This window comes from Micromonospora sp. WMMD735 (assembly GCF_049178995.1).
Lineage (GTDB): Bacteria > Actinomycetota > Actinomycetes > Mycobacteriales > Micromonosporaceae > Micromonospora > Micromonospora wenchangensis.
Genome location: NZ_JBMHMJ010000002.1, coordinates 5,740,734 through 5,763,558 on the forward strand (window position 1 = coordinate 5,740,734; position 22,825 = coordinate 5,763,558).

The 22,825-nt window shown below is 73.7% G+C and carries 19 protein-coding genes; 9 read left to right on the forward strand and 10 right to left on the reverse strand.

Annotated features, from left to right (window positions below; translation table 11 throughout):
* Nucleotides 1–65: 65 nt before the first annotated feature.
* The 6 genes from ACN268_RS25130 to ACN268_RS25155 form a co-directional block, all read right to left on the reverse strand.
* Nucleotides 66–857 carry an MBL fold metallo-hydrolase gene (locus ACN268_RS25130; RefSeq protein WP_421485302.1) on the reverse strand — a complete coding sequence of 264 codons (792 nt, stop codon included), beginning with the start codon at nt 855–857 and terminating at the stop codon, nt 66–68.
* Nucleotides 858–995: 138 nt separating this feature from the next.
* A complete protein-coding gene (locus ACN268_RS25135) occupies nt 996–1,811 on the reverse strand; it encodes an alpha/beta hydrolase (protein WP_421485303.1) in 816 nt (271 codons plus the stop codon).
* Nucleotides 1,812–1,840: 29 nt separating this feature from the next.
* Nucleotides 1,841–2,674, reverse strand: a complete 834-nt coding sequence (locus tag ACN268_RS25140; RefSeq protein ID WP_421485304.1) for an alpha/beta fold hydrolase — start codon at nt 2,672–2,674, stop codon at nt 1,841–1,843.
* Between the two features lie 106 nt (nt 2,675–2,780).
* Nucleotides 2,781–3,599, reverse strand: a complete 819-nt coding sequence (locus ACN268_RS25145; RefSeq protein ID WP_421485306.1) for an alpha/beta fold hydrolase — start codon at nt 3,597–3,599, stop codon at nt 2,781–2,783.
* A 180-nt stretch (nt 3,600–3,779) separates the two neighbouring features.
* On the reverse strand, nt 3,780–6,050 hold the full coding sequence (locus tag ACN268_RS25150; RefSeq protein WP_421485307.1) for an ATP-binding protein: 2,271 nt from the start codon (nt 6,048–6,050) through the stop codon (nt 3,780–3,782).
* 193 nt (nt 6,051–6,243) lie between these two features.
* On the reverse strand, nt 6,244–6,492 hold the full coding sequence (locus ACN268_RS25155; protein WP_421485308.1) for a hypothetical protein: 249 nt from the start codon (nt 6,490–6,492) through the stop codon (nt 6,244–6,246).
* A gap of 386 nt (nt 6,493–6,878) precedes the next feature.
* Here ACN268_RS25155 and ACN268_RS25160 point away from each other — a divergent pair, with 386 nt between their 5' ends.
* Nucleotides 6,879–8,117 carry a hypothetical protein gene (locus ACN268_RS25160; RefSeq protein ID WP_421485310.1) on the forward strand — a complete coding sequence of 413 codons (1,239 nt, stop codon included), beginning with the start codon at nt 6,879–6,881 and terminating at the stop codon, nt 8,115–8,117.
* A gap of 112 nt (nt 8,118–8,229) precedes the next feature.
* Nucleotides 8,230–9,921 (forward strand): choice-of-anchor D domain-containing protein, encoded by a 1,692-nt coding sequence (locus tag ACN268_RS25165; protein WP_421485312.1) that lies wholly within the window; start codon nt 8,230–8,232, stop codon nt 9,919–9,921.
* Nucleotides 9,922–10,025: 104 nt separating this feature from the next.
* Here the strand turns inward: ACN268_RS25165 and ACN268_RS25170 are convergent, their stop codons facing one another.
* The 4 genes from ACN268_RS25170 to ACN268_RS25185 all read right to left on the reverse strand — a co-directional run bounded on the left by ACN268_RS25170 (nt 10,026) and on the right by ACN268_RS25185 (nt 13,298).
* On the reverse strand, nt 10,026–10,418 hold the full coding sequence (locus ACN268_RS25170; protein WP_421485314.1) for a PAAR domain-containing protein: 393 nt from the start codon (nt 10,416–10,418) through the stop codon (nt 10,026–10,028).
* A 33-nt stretch (nt 10,419–10,451) separates the two neighbouring features.
* A complete protein-coding gene (locus tag ACN268_RS25175) occupies nt 10,452–11,219 on the reverse strand; it encodes a helix-turn-helix transcriptional regulator (RefSeq protein WP_421485315.1) in 768 nt (255 codons plus the stop codon).
* Complete coding sequence (locus tag ACN268_RS25180; protein ID WP_421485317.1) at nt 11,216–12,568, reverse strand: hypothetical protein; 1,353 nt, start codon at nt 12,566–12,568, stop codon at nt 11,216–11,218. The genes ACN268_RS25175 and ACN268_RS25180 overlap by 4 nt, the downstream gene beginning before the upstream one ends.
* A gap of 112 nt (nt 12,569–12,680) precedes the next feature.
* Nucleotides 12,681–13,298, reverse strand: coding sequence for a Pvc16 family protein (locus tag ACN268_RS25185; protein ID WP_421485318.1), 618 nt, complete (start codon nt 13,296–13,298; stop codon nt 12,681–12,683).
* Between the two features lie 179 nt (nt 13,299–13,477).
* Between ACN268_RS25185 and ACN268_RS25190 the strand changes: the two genes are divergently transcribed.
* The 7 genes from ACN268_RS25190 to ACN268_RS25220 all read left to right on the forward strand — a co-directional run bounded on the left by ACN268_RS25190 (nt 13,478) and on the right by ACN268_RS25220 (nt 22,823).
* A complete protein-coding gene (locus ACN268_RS25190; protein WP_421485320.1) occupies nt 13,478–15,040 on the forward strand; it encodes a phage tail sheath family protein in 1,563 nt (520 codons plus the stop codon).
* A 56-nt stretch (nt 15,041–15,096) separates the two neighbouring features.
* On the forward strand, nt 15,097–15,579 hold the full coding sequence (locus ACN268_RS25195) for a phage tail protein (protein ID WP_088643766.1): 483 nt from the start codon (nt 15,097–15,099) through the stop codon (nt 15,577–15,579).
* Nucleotides 15,566–15,967 (forward strand): hypothetical protein, encoded by a 402-nt coding sequence (locus ACN268_RS25200; RefSeq protein WP_421485321.1) that lies wholly within the window; start codon nt 15,566–15,568, stop codon nt 15,965–15,967. The genes ACN268_RS25195 and ACN268_RS25200 overlap by 14 nt, the downstream gene beginning before the upstream one ends.
* Before the next feature lie 746 nt (nt 15,968–16,713).
* Nucleotides 16,714–19,143: an eCIS core domain-containing protein gene (locus tag ACN268_RS25205; RefSeq protein WP_421485322.1), complete on the forward strand. Its 2,430-nt coding sequence runs from the start codon at nt 16,714–16,716 to the stop codon at nt 19,141–19,143.
* Between the two features lie 139 nt (nt 19,144–19,282).
* The gene (locus ACN268_RS25210) at nt 19,283–19,768 is read left to right on the forward strand and encodes a phage tail protein (RefSeq protein WP_088643770.1); all 486 of its coding nucleotides are present in this window, start codon (nt 19,283–19,285) and stop codon (nt 19,766–19,768) included.
* On the forward strand, nt 19,768–20,898 hold the full coding sequence (locus ACN268_RS25215) for a phage tail protein (protein ID WP_421485324.1): 1,131 nt from the start codon (nt 19,768–19,770) through the stop codon (nt 20,896–20,898). Before ACN268_RS25210 ends, ACN268_RS25215 begins: the two co-directional genes overlap by 1 nt.
* The gene (locus ACN268_RS25220) at nt 20,895–22,823 is read left to right on the forward strand and encodes a phage baseplate assembly protein V (protein WP_421485326.1); all 1,929 of its coding nucleotides are present in this window, start codon (nt 20,895–20,897) and stop codon (nt 22,821–22,823) included. The genes ACN268_RS25215 and ACN268_RS25220 overlap by 4 nt, the downstream gene beginning before the upstream one ends.
* Nucleotides 22,824–22,825 lie beyond the last annotated feature (2 nt).

Consider the following 22,825-nt stretch of genomic DNA (forward strand, 5'->3'; position numbering starts at 1 on the left):
GGCGAACGCCAGCGCGGGGCACGCACCGCGCACATGACCGACGATCACCTCGCCGTCGGAGGTGTTCACACGGTGATGGTGGTCGGCGCGCCGATGGACAGCCAACGGATGCTGTGCCGGACGTCGTCGGGGGCCCTGCTGAAGGCGCGTTCGATGGCGTCGCGGCTGTCCTGGAAGTGTCCCCAGCCCTCGTAGTGCACCGGGATGACGGTGTGCGCTCCGACCAGGCGGCACAGGTCGGCGCCCTGCCGGGCGGTCATCGTGTAACGAAGGGGACCGGTGGCCGGGAACCGGACGCCGCCCAGGTGCAGCAGGATGGTGCCGACGCTGAGGCGGTCGGCGACGTGGCGTACGCCGCGGTGCAGCACGGTGTCGCCGGTGACCCAGAGGACGCCGTGCTCCTGGCCGGCCCAGCGCAGCGCGAATCCGGTCACGTCGCCGACGACGGGACGGCTCAACGGCGGACCGTGTCGGGCCGGCGTGGCGGTGACCTCGATGGTCGGCCGGTCCGGAGCTTCGAGTCGGGTGGTCGCCCAGACGGCGAGACCACGGGCGGGACAGTCGAGGCGTCCCGCTGCGCTGCTGGTGGTGATCACGGTGCCGGCCGTCGGGAGCAACCTCCGGCCGGCGTCGTCGAGGTTGTCCCCGTGGTGGTCGTGGGTGAGCAGCACCGCGTCGATCGGGGGAAGGTCGCCCGGGGGGATCGCGGGGCCGGTCAGCTTCCGGGAGCTGGTGCCCCAGCCGAAGTCGTACCTGCCGCCGGCCGGGTCGAAGGTCGGATCGGTGAGCAGCCGCCACCCCTCGACCTCGATCAGGGTGGTCGGCCCGCCGATGTGGGTGATGCGTACGTCGGTCATGAGGGCCCCTCCGGGTGCCGGGGCGACGCCGCACCCCGGTCGGGATGCGGCGTCACACGGGTGTTCATCGTTGCGGCCGGTCGACGGCGTGATCGTGCGCCGGTGGCCCGGCGGACGGGCTGCCCCACCGGCGGACGCTCAGCGGACCCCGGTGGGGGTGGCGTGCTGGACCGCCCAGTTCAGCGCGTAGTCGGCGACCTCCTCCCAGCCCTGCTGGGCGGGGAGCAGGTGGGCCCGGTCGGGGAACTCGACGACCTCGGTGAGGGTGTCGGACTTGTAGTGCCTGGCGTTGGACCGCTGGATCGACGGCGGCATCAGGTGGTCCTTCTCGCCGGAGATGAAGAGCAGCGGGCCCCGCCTGTCGTTGTGGTAGTCGACCCAGACGTCCTGGTGACCGGGCTGGAAGTTCGCCAGCACGCTGCCCCACAGGATCGCCCCCGACGCCGGCACGTGGTACCGCTCGTACAGCGCCCGGGATTCCGCCTCGTCGAAGGTGTTGGTGAAGGCGTAGTGCCACTGGTCGTGGGTGAGCCCGATCGCCCGGTGCCGGTTGGCCGGATTGTTCAGCACGGGGAACGTCGACCGGATCTGCGACAACGGGACGATCGTGACGCCCTCGGTGGGGGCGGAGTTGATCGCCACGCCCGCCGCCCCGTACCCGTGGTCGAGCAGGACCTGGGTGAACGCGCCGCCAGCGGAGTGACCGATCAGGATCGGCGGGGTGGCCAGCTGCGTGATGAGGTCTTCGAGGTGCGCGATGATCTGCGGCACGGTCACCCGTTCGACAGGCGACGGATCGGCGTTGAGCGCCTCGACCTCGACCTCGAAGCCGGGGTAGGCGGGCGTGAGGACCCGGTAGCCCTGGCTCTCGTAGCGGGCCTTCCAGTGTTCCCAGGAACGCGGGGTCACCCAGAAACCGTGGACCAGGACGATGGTGTCCGGCTTGCTGTTCATGGCGGTTTCCTTTCCGTCGGCTGACGCGGTCAGTCGACGTGCCGGTCGAGGAAGGCGAGCAGGTCGGCACCGAGCTGCTCGGGGTGGGTGTCGGTGATGCCGTGCGGAGCACCCGGGTAGACCGTGAGTTCGGCGTCCCTGATCCGGGCGGCCGAGGCTCTGCCACCGACCTCGAACGGCACGATCTGGTCGTCGTCGCCGTGGATGACCAGGGTCGGGATGTCGAAGGCGTCGAGGTCGGGGCGGAAGTCCGTGGCGGAGAACGCGGCGATGCACTCGTAGGCGTTGCGGTGGCCGGCCTGCATGCTCTGCAGCCAGAAGGCGTCCCGGATGCCCTGGGAGACGTCCGCCCCGGGCCGGTTGTGGCCGAAGAAGGGACCGTCGGCGAGATCCCGGTAGAGCTGCGAACGGTCGGCGAGCGACCCGGCGCGGATCGCGTCGAACACGTCGACCGGTACGCCGTCGGGGTTGTCGGCGGTGCGCAGCATGAACGGGGGGACGGCTGAGACCAGGACGGCCTGTGCGACGCGGGCGCTGCCGTGCCGGCCGAGGTAGCGGGCGACCTCACCGCCGCCGGTGGAGAACCCGACCAGGGTGGCCGCACGCAGGTCGAGGGTGTCGATCAGGGTGGCGAGGTCGTCGGCGTACGTGTTCATCTCGTTGCCGTGCCAGGTCTGGGTGGAGCGGCCGTGGCCACGCCGGTCGTGGGCGATGACCCGGTATCCCTGGCCGGCCAGGGTGAGCATCTGGGCCTCCCAGCTGTCGGAGTTCAGCGGCCAACCGTGGGAGAGGACAACCGGGCGACCCGCGCCCCAGTCCTTGAAGAAGATCTGCGCGCCGTCCGTAGCGGTGATGTAGCTCATGGTATCTGCTCCTGTCGGGACCGGTGGCGTTCCGCGGGCGGCCCGCCGGTGCGGAGTGGGCGATCGGTTAGTGGGGCGAGAGGGTGTCGCCGGCCCGTCGCTCAAGTCAGCGGGTGGTGGCGCGGGCGGCGGCCATGATGAGGTCCGCGCACACGCCGGGCTTGGAGATCATCGCGACGTGGGAGGCGTTGACCTCGACCCGGTTGCCGCCGGCGCGGTCGGCCATGAACCGCTGGGCGTCGGCGGGGATGAGGTTGTCGTTGCGGGCGATCAGGAACCAGGACGGGATGGTCTTCCACGCCGCCGGCCCGGCGGGCTGCTCCAGGGTGTGCACGTCGCTCGGTCGCTGGCTGGCAGCCATGGTCGCGGTGGTGGTGGCCGGCAGGTCCCCGGCGAAGACGTCCCGGAACACGGCCGCCTTGACGTACCCGTCGTAGCTCGTGCTCCCGTCGGGCAGCGGGTACGGCCGGATGTCCAGCGCGTCCTGGCCCAGCTTGCTGCCCGGGAATCTGGTCTGCAGCGTGAACACCGTGTCACCCTGGTCCGGGGCGAACGCGGCGACGTAGACGAGGGCCTTGACGTTCGGGTTGCCGGTCGCGGCGTTGGTGATCACGAAGCCGCCGTAGGAGTGGCCGACCAGCACGATCGGGCCGGGAACCGTCTGCAGGACGCTGGACAGGTAGGCGGAATCGGCTTCCACCCCGCGCAGCGGGTTGGCCGGAGCGAGCACCGGATAGCCGTCACGCTGCAGCTTGCGGGTCACCTCGGCCCACCCGGACGCGTCGGCGAACGCGCCGTGCACGAGGACGACAGTGGGTTTCGGGTGGGACGTCGCGGCGGAGGCGGCGGGGACGGTGGTCGCCGCGGTGGCGGCCACGATCGTGGCACCGATCAACAGGGACCGGCGGCTGACGGAGACGGGCATGGTGTTTCCCTTCGGTAGGCGCGGGTTGCGGTGCGTTCGCATACCTGCCGGGCGGCATCGCCGGCATCCGGTGGAGGTCTCCCGTGTCCCGGGGGATCAGCCGGTACGCCTATGCAACCAGCGGCGACGGGCGGGAACCATGCAGAACATTACGCAGAACCTGGTCCACGTCCGGGCAGCTCAGCGGTCGAGTGCCGCCAGTTCCGTCCGCGCCAGGGCGATCGCTGCGCGGATGGCCTTCCCCTCCTCCAGCAGCGTGACCGCCCGGGTCAGATGGTCCCGGGCCTCGTCGGTGGCACCGAGAGCGGCATGCGCCCGACCCAACGTCAGGTGCGCCTGCCCGATCGGGCTGAGCCCGCCGAACTCGACGGCCAGCGGCAGGGCGCGGGACGCCTCGTCCAGTGCCGCCTCCCAACGGCGCGCGTCGGCCAGGGTCCTGGCCATGTGGATCCGGGCCGACATCCGGGCCACCAGCGCTGGCGCCGGCCCGACCGGACGGCTGTCGATCTCCCGCAGCACCTCCCGGAACTCGTTGAGCGCCTCGTCGAACCTGCCGAGCTCGTTGAGCGCGCGTCCGAGCCCGATACCGATCTGGACGTACCTGTCGTGGCTGTCGACGGCGTCAGCCAGTTCCTGCGCGCGGCAGTAGGCCCACAGGGCGTCCACCGGGTTCCCGGCAAAGGACCACGCCTCGCCCGCGTACCAGAGCGCGTTGGACTGTTCCGCCAGGTCGCCGAGTTCCCCGGCGAGCCGGTAGGCGTCCATCGCCAGCGCCGCGCTCTCCTCGTGGCGCTTCTCGCAGGTGCTGGTCGCCCAGGCGGCGTAGTTGAGGTGGGTGATCTGCCGCCGACGGTCGGGCAGCCGGGCGGCGGCGGTCCGGGACAGGTCGTACACCTCGGACCAGTGCCCCCAGTCGATCGTCCGGTCCGAATACCAGACCATCGCCTCGGCCACGTCGACCACCCGCTGGTGCGCCCCCGCCGTAGCCGCCCTCCGCAGGGCCTCCAGCCAGTTGTCCCGCTCGACCTGCAACCAGACCTGCGCCTGCTCCGCGGTGTCGAGGGCGACAAGTCCGTGCCAGTCCTCCGGTGGCGCGCCGAACCCTGGTTCGAACCACCTGCCGGCGACGATCGCGGTCTCCAACAACCAGTCGACCATCCGACGGTGGGTCGCCGCCCGGCCCTCCGGCGGCTCCTCGGCTCGCAACCGCTCGCCGGCGAACAGCCGGATCAGGTCGTGGAAGCGGTATCGCACCTCCCCCGCGGACTGCAACAGGCCCAGCTCGACCAGCTCGTCCAGGTGGTCCTCGGCGGCGAAGACGTCGGCCCGGGTGGGTGCCGCCCCGGTTCCGATCAGCACCGCGGCCAGCGGGGCGGCGAAGTCCACTCCCGGTACGTGCGCCAACCGCCGGAACGTCGCCTTCGCGGACACCGACAGGTGGGCGTACGACAGCATGAACGCGGGTCCCACGCCCAGGTCGCCCGCCGCCAGGTTGGCCAGTCGCCGATCCGTGTCCGACAGCCGCTCCGCCAGATGCCCCATGGTCCACCCCGGCCGGCTGGCCAGCCGGGTCCCCGCGATCCGCAACGCCAGCGGCAGGTTGCCGCACAACCGGGCAACCGACGCGACCTCCTCGTCGGCGGCCCTGTCCGAGGCGTCCCGCACGATCGCCCGTAGCAGGTCGGCTGCCTCCGCGGTCGCCAACGGCGTCAGCCCGATCCGCAGCACCCCCTCCAGACCGCCCAGAGCGCGGCGGCTGGTCACCAGCACCATGCCCGCCCCCGCGCCCGGTAACAGCGGACGCACCTGGGCCTCGTGCGCCGCGTTGTCGAGCACGAGCAGGCAGCACCGCGTCCGCAGGATCGCGCGCAACTGGCTGGCCCGCTCCACCTCGTCGTCGGCGATGTCGCGCGGGTCGACCGTCAGCGCCCGCAACAGCCGTCGCAACGCCTCGCCGACCGCCATCGGTGTCGCGTCGGTGCCCCGGAGGTCCACGAAGATCGTGCCGTCGGGGAACCTGTCCCCCAGTCGACCGGCTGCGCGGACCGCGAACGCGGTCTTGCCCAGCCCGGCCTGGCCGTGCACCACCACCACCGGTGTCGGGCGGTCGGACGCGGTTGCGGCGTGCCGGCGGAGCAACTCCAGCTCCGGCTCCCGACCGACGAAGTCGCTGACCTCGCGCGGCAGCTCACCGACCCGGGGACGTCCGGCCTTGCTCTCCGAGCGCCCCGAACGTGCCAGCTCGACCAGGGCGGCTCGGTCGGCGGCACCGAGGCTCAGCGCGTCGGCCAGCGCGGCCAGTGTCCGGGCCTGGGGTGCGCGGCTGCGCCCACGCTCCATGTCGCTGATGGCCCGCCCGCTCACCCCGGACGCCTCGGCCAGCTCCTCCATCGTCAGCCCGGCCGCCCGGCGCAGCTCCCGCAACCGTGGCCCGAATGACAAGCTGGTCACCGTACCTCCCGGAGCCCGGAGTCAAGAGCGCGTCGACCTGCCGGTCGCGGGGTCACCACGTGCGCTACTGATCGCTTGCAGTCAATCTTCCCGGTTTCGTGACCGCTTCTCCAGCCCGACCGTTCCCCGGTCGTCGATGCCGGTGGGAAGGCCGAACCGTCCGCACGGCGAACGCCAGCGCAGGGCGGTCGCCCTATCCGGTTACGGCGGCAGCGTGGCGGTCGGCCCGCCGGACGACGTCCTGGAGCAGGAGCAGCACCAGCGCCATCATGAGGAACACCGCGAGGTAGAAGCCCCAGGCGACGTTCACCTCCCTGCCGTAGAGCCGGTCACGCACGATGTCGCCGAGCCGGGCCCCGCCCGCGACCTCGTCCGCCGCGACGAAGCCGTACCCGCCCGGCGTGTCCACCGACGGGATCGCCAGCCAGGAGACGGTTGCCACGAGCAGACCCGTCGTCGCGGTGAGCAGAAACAGCCAGCGCAGCCGCGAGCACGGCGACGGACCGTTCCCACCACGGTGCGCGGAGGAGCCGGCCGGGCAGGTGGTGCGGGACAGCGAATCGCATGGACGAATGTTGGCCTGTCACCACGTTCCCCGTCATCCGGGGTGGACACTCGGTCACGGGCTCGGGGCGGTGCTGCCCACGGCCGGGCGTACAGTCGTCGCGCTCGACCCCGACGACGACCGGCCACCGCGCCGGCCCCGGGTGGGCTTGCCCCCGGGGGCAGGGGGGACTGCCCCTAAGACGGCCGGTGCCCGCGTACCGCGGCGGCCGGGGTCGGGACAGGGTGGCCGGGTCGACTGTCGCCGATCCGAAAAGAGCGGTCATGACCTGGCAAGAGAACTACTGGGACGATGCCACGCAGAGCCCGGACTACTTCCAGCTTGTCGAGTTCGCCACCGTCCTCGACGGCGACTACGGCACCCGGATGTTCGGCAGGTGGATCGAGCAGATGCACCCGGACCGCCACGACCTGATCCGCAGCCTGGAGTACCTGCTGGTCACCTACCGGCACGGCGACGACGTGCGGGCGACGCTGGACACGTTCGAGCGCCAGCTGCCCCGGCCGTGGGACGACTGGGCGATGGGCACCGCGCTGGCGGAGACTGCCCGACGGTACCCGGACGTGCCCGTCGAACTCCGGGACGACGACGACTTCGCCACGCTGGCCGAGCTGCTACGCGACGACGAGCAGCTGTTCGCGCTCTGGCGGGAGGAGGTGCAGCAGGCCGCGGTCATGGCGCTGTCCGTCCCTGAGGTGATGCCCGCCTTCGTGGCGTCCTGCCAGGCCCTCGCCGAGGAGGCGCTCCGGCACCAGGGCCGGGGCAAGGAGGAGGAGAGCGACCGGGAGAGCGAGGAGGAGAGCTACGACTACTCCGGCTACGACCGGGCGTTCGGCCACATCGCGTCCGACGACGACCTGGTGGCACCCCCCGCCCCGGAGAAGTCGGTCCGGTTCGCGGAGCCGCTGGTGGAGGGGGAGGACGCGCCGGAGTGGCAGCACGGCGAGTTCAAGATCGGGGTGGCCTTCACGCTGAACCCGGAGGCCAACTCCAACCTGGCCGGCCACTACTCCTGGGCGCAGACCCAGGCCCTCGTCGGCCCGTGGGGGGTGGACGTGGACGAACTCGCCACCATGATCGGGAGGGCGATGAACCGGATGCCCCGCATGTACCGGGACGACCGGGTGACCATCCACGTCTTCCCGCAGTACGTCTTCATCACGGTGACGATCGACTCGGCCCTCAACGCGCACAACACCGGGATCATCGCGACCCTGACCGACGACGGGGCGTACGCGCACTACGTGCAGTTCAAGGACCTGGTGATGTTCTACACCGACGAGAGCGACATGGACACCCCGATCTACAACGTGCTCAAGACGTTCGGGGACCCGTGGGCCGGTGGCACGGCCGAGAGCTACGTGGTGCGCCACGGCCGGGGCCGCAAGGCGTACTTCACCGTCGACCCGGTGCGGACCAGCCACGAGCAGAGCGTGGCGGCGGTCGTCCGGCGTTGCTCCGGCGGGCTGGACGTGCGGGTGCTGTCGGCCCGCCCGCAGTAGGGTGACAGCCGGCGGGGGCGTCGGGGCGGTGCCCGAACGGGCAGGCGGGACTGCCCGCAGGACTTCCCACACGGTCGCGGTCGACCCGGACGGGCCGCGTTCACTGTCCACCATGGCAGCCTCAGCGTCCCGGTCCCTGCGCGCCGCGTCGGCGATCGCCGTGCTGGCACTCCTGGTGGCCGGTGCACCGCCGGCCGCGTACGCCGAGTTCCTCGCGGCACCGCGACCGGCCGGCGGCCCGGCGTTGCGGATCAGCGTGGGCGACGGCGTCGCCCCCCTGGTCGGCGAACCCGCCGGGACGACCCTCGGGCTGACCCCCGGTGGCTCGGCGGTGGTCACCCGCACGGTGACCACCGCGACCATCCCGCCCCGGCCCGACGTGGTGCTGCTCGCCGACACGACCGGCAGCATGCAGGCGGCGCTGAACGACGTCCGGGTCAACGCGAAGCGGATCGTCGACGACATCAGCGGCGTCCAACCCGACGCCCGGTTCGCGGTCGCCGAGTTCCGGGACGAGGGCGACGAGTTCGTCTTCCGGCTCGACCGGGACCTGACGGCCGTGCCGTCCGAGGTGCAGGACGCGGTGAACGTCTGGACCGCCGGCGGCGGGGGCGACGACCCGGAGGCCGGCCTGAACGCCCTGCACGCCGTCGCCACCGGAGCGGTCAGCCTGCGCACCGAGAGCAGCCCGATCGTGGTGATCTTCGGGGACGCGCCGTCGCACGACCCGAGCGTCGGCCACGACCTCGCCGGCACCATCGGGGCGCTGACCACCCGGGGCGTACGGGTGGTGGCCGTGGACGTCGGCAACCCGGGCAGCTACTCCCTCGACCAGACCGGGCAGTACACCGAGATCACCAGGCAGACCGGGGGCGTGCTGCTCAACGCCGCCGGTCCGTCCGAGGTCTCCAACGCCATCATGGCCGGCATCCGCGCCATCCAGAGCACCGTCGCCGCGCACGTCACCGACTGCGACCCGCAGCTCACGGCCTCCGTCACCCCGGCCGAGCAGACCGTCGACAGCGGCGGCACCGTCGACCTCACCGTCGCCGTCGCGGTCGACCCCGCAGCCCGCAACGGCGAGTACGCCTGCCGGCTCGACGTGTCAGTGGACGGCATCGTGCAGGGCGAGCCGGAACGGCTGACCGTGACCGTCAGCGGCGCGGCACCCGACGTACCGGTGCTGCACTCCGACGCCGCCACGGTCGACCTCGGGGAGGCCCCGCTCGGGGTGCCCTCGGCGGCCCGGACGGTGACCCTCACCAACATCGGCGACTACCCGCTGACCGTGGCCGGCGCCCTCGCCGAACAATCCCTCCCGGCGGTCTTCGCGGTCACCGGCTCCACCTGCGCCGGGGTGCTGGCCGTCGCCGGGTCCTGCACGATGGCGCTCACCGCCACCCCCCGGGCGATCGGTGCAGCCACGTCGACGCTCAGCCTGGCCAGCGCCACCGACACCGGCGGGGTCGCCGCCCAGTCGCTGGCGCTGAGCGTCTCGGGCCGCAGCCCGACGTTGCAGTTCAACCCGGGCGTCGGCCGTCCCGGCCAGGTGGTCACCGCGCTCGGCCAGGGCTTCCCGGCGGGTGCCGAGGTGCTGGTCGGCTGGGTCGACGGCACCGGCACGGTGACGGCGGTCGCCGACGCGTCCGGCCGGTTCGCGGTGCCGATGGTGGTCTTCGAGGAGGGGCTCGCCGGCCCCCGGGCCGCGCTCGCCTCGGTGCCGTCGGTGGGCCAGGTGACCAGCGGCAGTTTCCTGGTGCAGTCGGCGACCGGCCAGCCGGGGCCCTTCATCCGCCGCCGCTGACCGGCCCACCCGCCCGGGCGCACCGGAGCACCGATCCGGGCCACGGCCGGGGCGCACCGGACCGCGACCACCCCCGCCGGGGTTGCCCGGGGCACGCGGCCCGGTCAGCCGACCAGCACCTGACCGGTGGCGACGATGCTGCCGGCCGGCAGCGGAGCCGGGTCGTTGCAGGTGTTGACCTTGTCGCCGTGCCGGGCCGCCGGCTTGCCGTTGATCAGCACCAGTGGGCTGCCGGCGACGATCGTGCCCTGGTTGTTCGGCGGCGTCTGGAACGGCCCACCGGTCGGCACGTGCGGCGGAGCGTTCACCGCGACGCTGCCGACGACGGCGGCCGGCTTGCCCTCGATCAGCACGTCGGTGCTGCACCCGTTGGCGATCGTCCCGGCGAAGGGCATCGGGGTGGGTGTCGGCACCGGCCCGGTCGGTGAGGGAACCATGATGATGTGCGTGTCGGTGCCGACCACCTTGTCACCGAGCTTCGCCGCGGGTACGCCCACGATGACAACCTCCCCCTGAGCGACGGGACGGGATCAGATCAGCCCCTCGCGGATGGCGTGCGCGACCGCCTGGGTGCGGTTACGGACACCGAGCTGGGTGGTGATCTCGTGCACGATGTTCTTGATGCTGCGTTCCGAGTAGGACAGCTCCCGGGCGATCGTCGCGATGTCCGCCCCGGCGGCGATCATCCGGAGCACGGCGAGCTGGCGGGGGGACAGCGGCAGGATGGTCAACCCCCGGGGCGCCAACACCTGCCGTTGCGCCCGGCCGACCCGGGTCAGCAGCGAGCTGAGCAGGTCGGTGGGGAGCCTCGCCTCGCCCCGGGCGGCGGCCCGGACCACGTCGCGCAGCAGGGTGGCGGTGCTCTCCGAACGGCGTACCAGGCTCAGGCCGCCCGCCTCGATCGCCTGCAGGCCGGCGGTGTCGTCGAGCTGCCCCACCACCAGCACCGGTCGGGGGGACGGCCGCCCGGTCAACGCGTCGAGCTGGGCCAGCAGCCAACCGTCCACCGTGTCGGCGACGATCACCAGGATGTCCGGTTCGTCGTCGGGGCCGGCCACCACGACCGGCCGCGCCCCTGCGGGTTCGTCCGGTCCGACGGTGCCGAGCTGGGCCGTCACCCCGGCCTGGGAGATCGGGTCGCGGGAGCGGACCGCCGCGCGGACCGGTCCGGGGTGGACGGTGTCGGCCGGACGGGGGGTGTCAGCCGGGTCGGCGGTGTCGGTCGGGTCGGCGGTGTCGGTCGGGCCGGCGGGGCGCGGGCCGGGGGCCCGCCGGGCGGCGGCGTGCTGGTCGCTCATCGGCTGGGGGAGGGGCTCGGGGCGGGGGCGACCGGCACGAGCTGACCGGCGAAGTACGCGGCCGGGGTGCACGCCGTGGTGCCCGGGTTCGCGCACTTCACCGCGACCGTCACCGGCTGGCCGGCGGAGAACCGCAGTGGCTGGACGAAGTGGTAGTCCAGGTCCCGGAAGTTGTTCAGGCCGGTCTCCAGCAGCACCGTGTCGCCCCGCCGTACCTGGAGCAGGCCGGCGTCGCCGTGCGGGTTCTGCAGCACGATGTCGGTCACCCAGAGCACCTTCTTCTCGGCCGGCCGGTAGGTGGAGAGGGTGAACTCGTTGGCGGTGGTCGGCGACGCGCTGGTGGCCACCCGGAAGTCGGCGGCGGTCTCCGGGTCGGCGTTGTCGAGCGTCCCGCCCTGGGCACCCGGCCCGGTGCCGTTGCCCTTCCCGGTTTCGGTGGTCGGGCTCGGGGCCGCGCTCGGTTTCGGGCTGGCGCCGGCCGCGACGATGGCCACCTTCTCGGCCTTCTCGGCGGTCTCCGCCGCCTCGCTGGCCTGGGTCTTCACCTCGGCGACCTCCTGGGACAACTCCTTGGTCTCCACCTGGGCGGCCTCCTTCGCGGTGGACTGCACGGTGGGTTTGAGCACCGCGAACCAGAGCCCCACCAGGGCCACCGCCACCGCGGCGGCCACCAGCACCACCCGGGGCGACCAGGCCGGCAGGACGGACCGTTGCACCAGCAGGCCGTCGCTGGTGATCGGCTCGGCGTCGGGACGGGTCACCGCCACCTGGAACGGCAGGTTGCGGTCCGGGCCGAGCAGGAACCGCTTGCGGGGGCGTACCCGCAGCTTCACGAACGTGGCCGTGCCCGGCCGCAGCACCGGCGCGGCCGGCAGCACCCGGAACGTCAGCAGGCGGTCCGGGTCGGCGGGCAGCACCTCGACCGTGGTCTCGACGTTGCCGGTGTTGTCGATCACCAACTGGTGCCGGGCGGCGCGCCGCGCCTGGGAGGTCCGGGGCACCAGCTCCGTCGCCAGCTCCACGAAGGGCTGCACGGTGACGGTGCCCTCCTCCACCACCGAACCCTCGGGGTTCTCCCGCCCCCGCACCCGTACCCCGAAGTCGACGCCGCCGGCCGGCACGGTCGCCGCACGCGGCGGCGTGAACGTCACCCGCGCCTCCTGCTCGGTGCCGGGCAGCAGGTTCATCGTCGCCGGCTCGACCTCGGCCCACGGTGCGGCGTCGCCGACCACGTCCAGGGTGAACTGGTCGACGACGGCAGCGGTGTTACGCACCCGGACGGTGCAGCCGACCGTGCCGCCCGCGGCGACGGTGAGGTCGGTCTCGACAAGTCCCACAGCGACACTCATGCCGGCAGTCTCGCCGCGCGGGCGGGACCGGCAGAACCACGAACGAGGAACACCAAGGGGCAGCCGTGGCTACCTGAACGGGCAGCGGAACGCCTGATCGGGCAGCGGGCCGTCAGCGCGGCTCGCTGATCCCGCCCCTCGGCCGGCGGCCCGCCACCCCGCCGGGGCCGGCGGGTCGACCGCCGCCGCTGTTGACGCTGACCTCACGCGGCGGCGGGGCCAGGTCGGTCTGCGTCTCGGGCACGAACGGCACGAGCAATTGCAGGTGCAACCCGGTCCGGGCGGTCCCGCCGTAGCCCACCCAGGCGGAACCGGCGTCCCCCTCCCGCCGGGGCGCGCTGCGCACCACCACCGGCTGGTTGGCGCGGGCCACCGCCCCGGTCAGGAACCCCGAGGGCAGGGCGGTGCAGCTCGCGCAGCCCACCAGCAGGTCACCCAGCAGCCGGTGCTCCCGCTCGGTGTCGGCCGCCCAGGCGGTCAACAGGTAGCTGAACCGGTACCGGCGGCCCGGCGGTCGACGCCCGACGAGCTGGCCGTCGGCGTCGCGCAGCTCGTCCCAGGTCGCCGAGACGCCCGCCGAGTCCTCCTCGACGTCCAGCAGGAACGCCGAGACCAGGTCGCCGTCGGCACGCCGCGCGCACCGGTCCGGCGGGTCGAAGACGACAGGCACGTCCGCCGGCAGGTAGTGGCCCAACCAGGCCCGGACCGACAGGTCGACATCCCAGATCATCCGTCCACCCTGCCGGCTGCCCGAACGGGAGCGCGGGCGGCGGCCGGGCAGGCCGTCGGGGCGGATCGGTTGCCCTTGGGGGCAGTGGTGCCTACCCCGGCGGCGTCCCGGCGGGCAGCCCTGACGGCCGGTCGGCCTTGGCAGGCTCGGCCCCATCACACCGTCGTACAGGAGGTTCGATGCCGACGTATCTGTCGCCGGGCGTCTACGTGGAGGAGGTTTCCTCCGGGTCGAGGCCGATCGAGGCGGTCGGGACGGCCGTCGCCGCGTTCGTCGGCTTCGCCGAGAAGGGGCCGGTCGACGAGCCCACGCTGATCACGAACTGGACGCAGTACACCCGCACCTTCGGTGGTTTCGTGGCGGGCAGCTTCCTGCCGCTGTCGGTCTACGGCTACTTCCTCAACGGGGGCGGCTCCGCGTACGTGGTCCGGGTGGGTGGTGCCGGCGCGGACTCCGCCGCCGACGAAGCCGCCGGTGAGTCGTACGCCGCCGCTGCCGTACCGGCGGCCGGCGACAACGGCCGGCTCTCCTTCACCGTCCGGGCGGCGCTGCCCGGCCCGGCCGGCCAGGACCTCTCGGTCGAGGTCGCCGACGCCTCCGAGGGCGGCGACGACGCGTTCAAGCTCGTCGTCAAGCAGGCCGGCAAACCGGTCGAGACGCTTGACAACCTGACCACCAAGCGCGGCGCGGGCAACGTGGTCACCGCCGTCCGCCAGCAGTCCAAGCTGATCCAGATCGAGGAGGCGAAGGGCGCGACCCTCGCCCCGCCCCGACGCGGCGCCGAGATCACCCTCGCCGCGCCCGCGCTGCCGGCCACCACGACCGGCACCGGCGACCTGCGGGTACGCGCCGAGGACTACGTCGGCGACGTCAGTGACCGGACCGGCTTCGCCGGGCTGGAGGCGATCGAGGACATCACCATGCTCTGCGTCCCCGACCTGGCCGCCGCCCACCAGCAGGGGGCCATCGACGACGAGGCGTTCAAGGCCGTCCAGCTGGCGATGATCGCGCACTGCGAGCTGATGGGTGACCGGGTGGCCATCCTCGACCCGCCGCCCGGCCTGCACCCGCAGCGCCTCAGGGAGTGGCGGATGGACGTCGCCGGCTACGACTCCAAGTACGCCACCCTCTACTGGCCCTGGGTCAAGGTGATGGACCCGGCGCAGGGCCGGGCGGTGTTCATGCCGCCCAGCGGGCACGTCGCCGGGGTGTGGGCCCGCAACGACGACACCCGGGGCGTCCACAAGGCACCCGCCAACGAGATCATCCGGGGTGCGCTCGCCCTGGAGAGCGGGCTGACCAAGGGCGAACACGACCAGCTCAACCCGATCGGGGTCAACTGCATCAGGGCCTTCCCCGGGCAGGGCATCCGGATCTGGGGCGCGCGGACCCTGTCCAGCGACGCCGAGTGGCGCTACCTCAACGTCCGGCGGCTGTTCAACTGGATCGAGAAGTCGATCCTGCTCGGCACCAACTGGGTGGTCTTCGAGCCCAACGACCCGCGCCTCTGGGACGCGGTGCGCCGGGTCATCACGATGTTCCTGCGCCGGGTCTGGCGCAGCGGCGCGCTGATGGGCGACACCTGGTCCGAGGCGTTCTTCGTCAAGTGCGACGCCGAGAACAACCCGCCGGAGAACCTCGACGCCGGCATCCTCACCGTCGACATCGGCATCGCCCCGGTCAAGCCGGCCGAGTTCGTGGTGTTCCGACTCTCCCAGCTCTCCCAGGGCTCCGGCGACTGACCGGCCCCGGCGGCGAGCAACCGACCTGAGCGACGACGAGACCAGGAGAAACGAGCATGGCCGGTCAGGGTACCCAGGACCCGAAGCAGAACACCCAGATCATCAGTGCCGCCGTCTTCCGGCTGGAGGTGCCGGGCATGTCGGCGATCAACTTCGCCGAGCTGGTCGGGATCAGCAGCGAGGTGGAGAACGCGGAGTACATGGCCGCCGGCACGACCGGGCCGATCTTCTCCCGGCACTTCGGTCGGACCAAGCCGCCGACGGTCACCCTCAAGCGGGGCCTCGACCTCAACGGCGACCTGTGGCTCTGGCACCAGAAGGTGCGCAACATGATGTACGACGCCTACCGGGACTGCGCCCTGAAGCTCTACGGCCCCGGTGACGACCTCAACGGCGACGCCCGGCTGACGTACATGATGACCAACGCCTGGCCGTCGCGGGTGGAGGTCAGCGGGGTCAAGGCCGGGGCCACCGACATCGTCTACCAGACGGTCACGCTGATGTGCGACGACCTGTTCGACTTCAATGCGCGGATCTAGCCTCGCCGAGCCCGCCGCCGCACCGGCGGCGGGCCTGCGGACCGAGTACCCGTTCGTGCTGCCGCGCGGGCTGGTCGACGACCGGGGCGGGGTGCACCGCGAGGGCACCATGCGGCTGGCCACCGCCCGCGACGAGATCACCCCCCAGGGCGATCCCCGGGTACGCCAGAATCCGGCGTTCCTCAGCGTCCTGCTGCTCGCCCGGACGGTCACCCGCATCGGCGGGGTGCGGGCCGTCGACGTCGACGTGATCGAGCACCTCTTCGCCTCCGACCTGGCCTTCCTCCAGGACCTCTACCGGCGGATCAACCAGCAGGGGCACACCGGGGCCGAGGTGGCCTGCCCCCGCTGCGGGGGGCGCTTCGCGGTGGACCTGGCCGGCGGCTGACCGGACGGAGCCCGACCCAGCCCCGGCGGCCCGACGCCGCACACCCGTACCGGAATCTGAAGGAGGTGGGCATGGCCTGGTCGTTACGGCCCGGACAGCCGTTCTGGCCGCGTCGCCGCCGGACGGTCGGGGCACCCGCTCCGGTCGCGTCGTCTGGTCCGGTCGCGTCGCCGGTGCCCACCGGCCGGCACCCGGTCCTGCCGAGTCTGCCCCTGCTGACCGTGGCACCCGCCTCGGCGATGGTGACCATCCCGCAGCCGGGGACGGCCACGGACGACCCGTCGTGGCCGCCGACGGCCGCTCACCCGGCCCGCCCGTTCCCCGGCCCGACTCCGGTGCCCTCTGCGCCGTCCGTCGGACCGGCGGCGGTCACCGACCCGACCCCGATCCGGTACGACACCGCTGCGAACCACCGCCCGCCGACCGATCCGCCCGGGTGGACGTCACCCGCTCCGGTGTGGCCGGCAGCGGCCGGTCCGGGTGCCGGGTGGCCGGTCGGCCCGGTGGCGTACGAGGCACCGCTGACCGGGGACGACGCGTCGCGGGTTCCCTGGTCGGGCGGCCACCTGCCGGGAGTCCCGCAACCGGTTGCCGGCCCGGCGACCGGGATGCCGTCGCCACCCGATCCGAACCGGTGGGGCGGTTCGCCGCCGGAGCCGGGGTGGAACGTGGCAGGTGGTGAGGCCGTGGACCAGCGTTCGACAGTGCCGCGTGGCCCGAGCGGGGCGGCGAACAGGGAGGGTGCCTTGCCGGCACCGGGTTCGACGGGTGGGCCGGAGAATCCGCTGCGACCACCGTCCGCCGGGCGATCCGACGGGGCCGGGGAGGATGCCACAGCCGCCCGGACGGCAGCCCAGTTCGCCGCTGCCGGTCTGCCCACCGCGCAGGTCTGGCCGCCGCCGGGATTCGAGGTCGCCTACCTGGCGGCGGAGGCCACCCGGGCCGCCGAGGAGTCCCGGGCGTCGGCCGGCGGCGGGCGTGCCCTGCCGGCCCAGCCGGCCACCGGCCGGGGCACGGCCACCGAAGCCCCCGGTCACGACGGTCGGAGCGATCCGGAGGGGACCCCGCCGTCGGCCGGTGAGGTGCGCCCGGTCGAGGTCGCCTTCGCCGGACGGCGGGGCCGCACCGCCCGACCGGCGACCGCCCGACCGGCACCGGAGCCGGCCGCGCCGGTGGAACACGGGTCGGTCGATTCGGGTGGCACGACCGCCCCGCCCACCGCTGCCCCGGGGCGGCTCGCCGGGCACGCCTCCCAGGAAGCCGGGTCCACCACCCGGGACCAGCCCGAACCGGCCAGCCGGATCGGTCCGGACGAGGCCACCGGCGGCGACCGGGACGCCCCCGTCGACCGTCGGCGGGACGGCTCGCCGGGCGTCGGGCAGGACCGGCCGCCGGGCGGCGGGCAGGACCGCCCGGAGCATCCGGCGCGTTCGACCGTGCCGGGGGGCCACCGGGGCGGGACCTTCGACGTGGCCGGATCGGAAGCCGCACCGCCGGCGCACCCGGCCGGAGGGACTCCGGACGGCGTGACCGCAGGTGCCACGGCACCGATCCGGCGCGCGGACCCGGCCGACTGGCCGGGGTCCGGGAACCGGTCGGTCGCTGACCCCGCCGGGCGGTCGGCGTCCGGACGCCGGCCACTCCCGGACCCTGACCAGTGGCCGGCGTCCGGGAGCCGGCCGGTCACGGACCCTGCCGAGCGGCCGGCGTCGGAGGGCCCGCCGGAACCGGGGCACGACATCGCGACCGAGCGGCCGGGTCCGGCGGCGGCGCACGACACCGGGGACGATCGGACCGTCCCGCCGGCGGGGCACGACACCTACCGCCCCGCGCCGGTGTCCCCGCCGTCGTCCTTCTTCCTCACCCGGCGTCCGGAGCAGTCCACGCCGGCCGGGACTCCGTCGGGAGTGGACCGGGAGCACGGCCGGGCCGGGCAGGAGCCGTCGGCCGGCCGGGGACCGGCGGAAACGGTGCCGCCCGGCGTTACGCACCCACCCGTACCGTCGGCGGGGTCGGCCGGGCGGGTCGACCGGCTGACGGCCGTGCCACCCGGCGACGTGCAGGTCCCGGCGTACCCCGTGGGGGTCGTCACGGCCGCGCCGGTGGTGGCGGACGGACGGCCGGGTCCGACGCCGACCACGGTGGACCGGACCGGGTCGCTGACGCACCGCGCGGCACCGCCGCCCGCTGCGGTGGGCGACCCCGAGCTGCCGGAACAGGTGCCGGCCGCCCTGGTGGACGGCTTCCGGCAGCGGTACGGCGTGGACGTCGCCGCCGTGCCGGTGTGGCGGGGCGCGGCGGCCACGGAGGCGGTGCAGCAGGCCGGAGCACGGGCGGCGACCCGGGGCGGCGAGGTGCTGCTGCCGGCGTCGGTCGGGCCGCTGGACGCGCCGCCCGCCCGCGCGCTGCTCGCCCACGAGCTGGCCCACGTGGTGCAGCAGCGGGCGTTCGGGGCGACACCGCCGGCCGAGTCGAGCGGCACCGGCCGGGACCTGGAGGCGCGGGCGCTCGCCGCCGAGCACGCCTTCGGCGACGGCGGCGGGCCGGGTGTCGGAGGCCCGCTGCCACCTGTCGCGCCGCCGGCCGACGGAGGTGTCGCGCCGACACCTGCGGGTGCCGCCGGCATCTGGGGGACCACCCCCGGCGGCGGGCTGACCTGGCAGGCGAAGCCCGGTGCGGGAGGCGTACCCCCGGCCGCGCCGACCGGCCCGCCGGCCGCCGCGCACCCGCTCCAGCGGGCGGCGATGGACACCCCGGCGGCCACCCTCGACGACCTGCGGGCGCTGGTGCGGGGCGAACTCGACCAGCAGCAGGACGCCGACCAGCCGGCGGCGGCCGGGCCGCCGCCGGACGCGCTGCGGGCCGAGGTGGCCGCCGCGACGGCGGCACCCGCGATCGACCGCAGCGCGGGCCGGATCGCCGAGGTACGCGACGCGGTCGACCGGCTCCGGGCCGAGCTGCGCACGGTGGCCGACGGGGGACGGGCCACGGCGGCCCGGCTAGACCGGGAGGCCGGCCGGGTGCCGGACCGGTCGTCGGGCCGGCCGGTCGACCTGGAGAACCCCGACGACCTGGAGGAACTGGCCGGCCGCCTGTACGGGCGGTTACGCGGACGGCTGCGGCAGGAGCTGTTGGTCGACCGGGAGCGCAGCGGGCGGCTGACCCAGTTCCGCTGAGCACGCCGGGCGGCACGACGCACGGCAGGTGGCACGAGGCACGGCAGGCGGCAGGACGCACGGCAGGTGGCAGGACGCACGGCAGGTGGCACGACCGCACGGACGCGGGCCAGGACGAGGCGACGAGGAGGGCGAAACGATGGCAGGCGGTCTTTCCACCGCGGCCCGCTTGATGGGCGGCTTCTTCGAGGTCACCGGCGTCAACCACAGGTACCTCGTGGTCATCGACGACGAGCGGTACAACCTCGGCTCCTGGTCCCGGGTCTCCGGGTTGGGGGTGACCTGGCAGGTCTGCGAGTACCGGGCCGGGGACAGCAACGACGTCTTCACGTACGTGGGGGAGCCGACCTACAGCCGGATCCGGCTCAGCCGGGCGGTCTGCTTCGACTCGCAGGTCGTCCAGGAGTGGCTCTGCCAGCAGGCCAACCGGTACCGCCCGCTCAGCGGCACGATCCAGCTCGTCGACAGCGTCGGCCTGAAGATCGTCGGCTGGGACCTGAAGCACTTCTTCCCGGTCGGCTGGTCGGTGTCGGAACTCGACCCGAGCCACAGCGGGGTGGCGGTCGAGACGCTGGAACTGGCGCACACCGGCTTCCTGCACGACGACGTGAAGTTCTCGCTCTGATGGCCGCCGTCTCCGCAGGCCAGCTCGGCGGGATGCTGGGCGACCCGAGCCAGACCGCGCAGGGGCTCGCCGCAGGCGGCCTGCTCCAGATGTTCCGCGACGGGCCGGGGGTCAAGCGGACCCTCAAGCTCGGCCTGGCGATGCGCTTCCAGGTGACCATCGGTGACGTCCCGATCGGGCTGTGGCGTTCCTGCCGGGGCCTGCGGGCGGACTTCCGGCCCGAGGTGGTCCGGGTGACCGGCGACTACGTCGGCCAGTACCACCTGCCCGGCGAGGTCAGCTACGCCCCGATCGTGCTGGAACGGGCGGTGCACCGGGAGAGTTCCGCGCAACTGCAACAGTGGCTGGTCGGGGTGCTGCGTTCGTGGCAGGACGGCACCGGCGACGACACCCGGACGACCGCCCGGATCACCCTGCTCGACGCCGACGGCGAACCGGCCACCAGTTGGCTGCTCTACGGCGTACGGCCGTCGTCGTGGACGGGCCCGGACCTCTCCTCGGACAGCAACCAGGTCGCGGTGGAACGGCTGGAGCTGGTGCACGAGGGGTTCTTCCCCGACCTGCAGGCCAAGGCGGAGACGGCCACCCTGTCGTCGCCGTCGCTGGGCCGGGTCACGTTCTCCTACAACCCGGCGAAGATGGGCATCACCCGTTCCTCCCGGGCCTCCCAGCTCGTCGGCCGGGGCCGGGGGGTGGAACTCACCTCCGACACCGCGCTGCGGGTGATGGCCGGCGAGGTGCTGCTGGTCGGTGCCGGGGTGGCCCAGGACGTGCAGAAGCTGATCGCCTTCTCCGGCCCGCCGAGCGTCGACGAACAGAGTCGCACCGCGTCCAGCATCGAACTGCCCCGGCTGACGTTCACCTGGGGAAAGCTGTCGATGGCGGTCAACCTGAGCACGCTGAACGTCAACCTGACCCGGTTCGACGGTGACGGGCAGCCGGTGCGGGCCCAGGCCACCCTGGACCTGATCGTCATCGAGGGGGAGATCTTCCCCAAGCGGGGTGGCCCGGTGCCCACCCGGTCGGTGCGGACCGACCCGGCGCAGTGGCGGCAGCGGGCGCTGGCCAGCGGGCTCGACGACCCGATGCGGGCGCAGGCCAGGGGCGCGTCCGTCGGGGCGCGGCGATGACCGCGATCGACCGGCACGGCCTGCTCTGGGGTACGGCGACCCTGCGCCCCCGGGTCACCGTCGGCACCGCCGGCCGGGCGCTGCCGACGGCCGCCGCCGACCAGCTGGTACGGGTGGTGGTGGACACCCAGGCCGCCCTGCCGGACATGTTCGAGCTGACCTTCGCCGACCTGGACGGCAGCGTGCTGCGCACGGCCGGACTGGAGCTGGGCACCGCCGTGCAGGTCTTCGGCCCGACCGGGGACGGCTCGGCCGAGCACCGGCTGATCAGCGGCGAGGTGACCGCCGTGGAGGGGCACTTCGTGGACCTCAGCGCCCACGTGGTGGTGCGCGGCTACACCCACGACCACCGGCTGCACCGGGTACGGCGGACGCGTACCTTCCTCAACCAGTCCGATGCCGACGTCGCCCGGCAGGTGGCGACCGCCGCGAAGCTGTCGGTCGGTACGATCGACGCCACCAGCGGCCGGCTGGCCCACCTCTCCCAGGTCGCCCAGACCGACTGGGAGTTCCTCAGCGCCCGCGCCCGGGAGATCGGCTACGAGATCGGCGCGGACGGGGACCGGTTCCACTTCCGCCGGGCGGCTACCGCCCGCCGGGCCGGCAGCCCGGTGCCGCTGACCTTCCGGGGCAACCTGCGCCGCTTCCTGCCCCGGGTCAGCGCCGGCAACCTCGCCCCCGAGGTCGAGGTGCGCGCCTGGGACCCGGTCGCCGCGACGACGGTGGCGAGCCGCACCGCGACCACCGCCGACGGGGTGAGCCTCGCCGGCCGGATGCCGACCGCCGCCGCCGACACGTTCGTCCCCCGGGGCGCGACGGCACCGCCCCGGGCCGGCAACAGCGCGGTCGGTGACGTCGGGCCGGCCCCCGGACCCCGCGCGCACGTCCTGGTCGGCCGGGGGCTGCCCGTGCCCGGCCGGGCCGACGGCGCGGTCACCCAGGTCGCGAAGGGGCTCGCCGCCAGCATCGGTGGCGGGTTCGCCGAGGCGGAGGGGGAGGCGCTGGGCGACGCCCGGCTGGTCGCCGGCACGGCGGTCAAGGTCGACGGGGTGCCCGCACCGTTCGCCGGCACCTGGACGCTCAGCGCCGCCCGGCACGTCTTCGACGAGGCCGGGGAGGGCTACCGCACCGAGTTCACCGTCGGCGGGACGCAGGACCGCTCGCTGCTCGGGTTGGCGAACGTCGGCGGCGGCGGTGACCCGGGCGGCCCGGCCCGGATCGACGGGGTGGTCTGCGGAGTGGTCAGCAACGTCAAGGACCCGCAGAACCTGGGCCGGGTCACCCTGGCGCTGCCCTGGCTGTCGCCGGACCACGAGACCGACTGGGCGCCGGTGGGGCAGCTCTTCGCCGGCCCGACCGGTGGCGCGTTCTTCGTGCCGGAGCCGGGCGACCAGGTGCTCGTCGCGTTCGAGTTCGGCGACGTACGCCGCCCGTACGTGCTCGGCAGCCTGCCCAGCCGGCACACCGGCTACGGCCTGGACGGCGGGCAGACGTCGTCGACGAAGCCGGGGGCGAGCGGGGTGAAGTCGGTGGGGCAGACCAGTTCGGTGATCCGGCGCGGCCTGCTGTCGCCGTCGGGCAGCCGGCTGGTCTTCCACGACGAGGTGCCACCCGGCGGCAAGGGGCAGCCGACCGCCGCCGACGTGGTGCTCGGCACCAGGGGCGACAAGCTGTCGCTGGCGATGGACCAGGTGGCCGGCACGGTGACCCTGCGCTGTGCGCCCGACAAACCCGGCAAGTTGCTGATCGAGTGCACCGGACAGACCGCCGTCGAGATCAAGGCCGGTCCGGGCGGCAGCCTCACCCTCGACGGCGGCACCAGCCTGAAGCTCAAGGGCAAGACGGTCGACATCAGCGGTACGCAGGTCAACATCAGCGGCACCGCGTCGACCGCCATCAAGGGCAAACCCATCCAGCTCAACTGAGG

Bases quoted from the DNA above. Each gene is read 5' to 3' on its own strand.
- ACN268_RS25165 (WP_421485312.1), top strand. From the start codon at position 8,230: ATGGCAGCCTCAGCGTCCCGGTCCCTGCGCGCCGCGTCGGCGATCGCC.
- ACN268_RS25145 (WP_421485306.1), bottom strand. From the start codon at position 3,599: ATGCCCGTCTCCGTCAGCCGCCGGTCCCTGTTGATCGGTGCCACGATC.
- ACN268_RS25185 (WP_421485318.1), bottom strand. From the start codon at position 13,298: ATGATCTGGGATGTCGACCTGTCGGTCCGGGCCTGGTTGGGCCACTAC.
- ACN268_RS25180 (WP_421485317.1), bottom strand. From the start codon at position 12,568: ATGAGTGTCGCTGTGGGACTTGTCGAGACCGACCTCACCGTCGCCGCG.
- ACN268_RS25190 (WP_421485320.1), top strand. From the start codon at position 13,478: ATGCCGACGTATCTGTCGCCGGGCGTCTACGTGGAGGAGGTTTCCTCC.
- ACN268_RS25210 (WP_088643770.1), top strand. From the start codon at position 19,283: ATGGCAGGCGGTCTTTCCACCGCGGCCCGCTTGATGGGCGGCTTCTTC.
- ACN268_RS25130 (WP_421485302.1), bottom strand. From the start codon at position 857: ATGACCGACGTACGCATCACCCACATCGGCGGGCCGACCACCCTGATC.
- ACN268_RS25215 (WP_421485324.1), top strand. From the start codon at position 19,768: ATGGCCGCCGTCTCCGCAGGCCAGCTCGGCGGGATGCTGGGCGACCCG.
- ACN268_RS25160 (WP_421485310.1), top strand. From the start codon at position 6,879: ATGACCTGGCAAGAGAACTACTGGGACGATGCCACGCAGAGCCCGGAC.
- ACN268_RS25175 (WP_421485315.1), bottom strand. From the start codon at position 11,219: ATGAGCGACCAGCACGCCGCCGCCCGGCGGGCCCCCGGCCCGCGCCCC.
- ACN268_RS25195 (WP_088643766.1), top strand. From the start codon at position 15,097: ATGGCCGGTCAGGGTACCCAGGACCCGAAGCAGAACACCCAGATCATC.
- ACN268_RS25220 (WP_421485326.1), top strand. From the start codon at position 20,895: ATGACCGCGATCGACCGGCACGGCCTGCTCTGGGGTACGGCGACCCTG.
- ACN268_RS25140 (WP_421485304.1), bottom strand. From the start codon at position 2,674: ATGAGCTACATCACCGCTACGGACGGCGCGCAGATCTTCTTCAAGGAC.
- ACN268_RS25135 (WP_421485303.1), bottom strand. From the start codon at position 1,811: ATGAACAGCAAGCCGGACACCATCGTCCTGGTCCACGGTTTCTGGGTG.
- ACN268_RS25200 (WP_421485321.1), top strand. From the start codon at position 15,566: ATGCGCGGATCTAGCCTCGCCGAGCCCGCCGCCGCACCGGCGGCGGGC.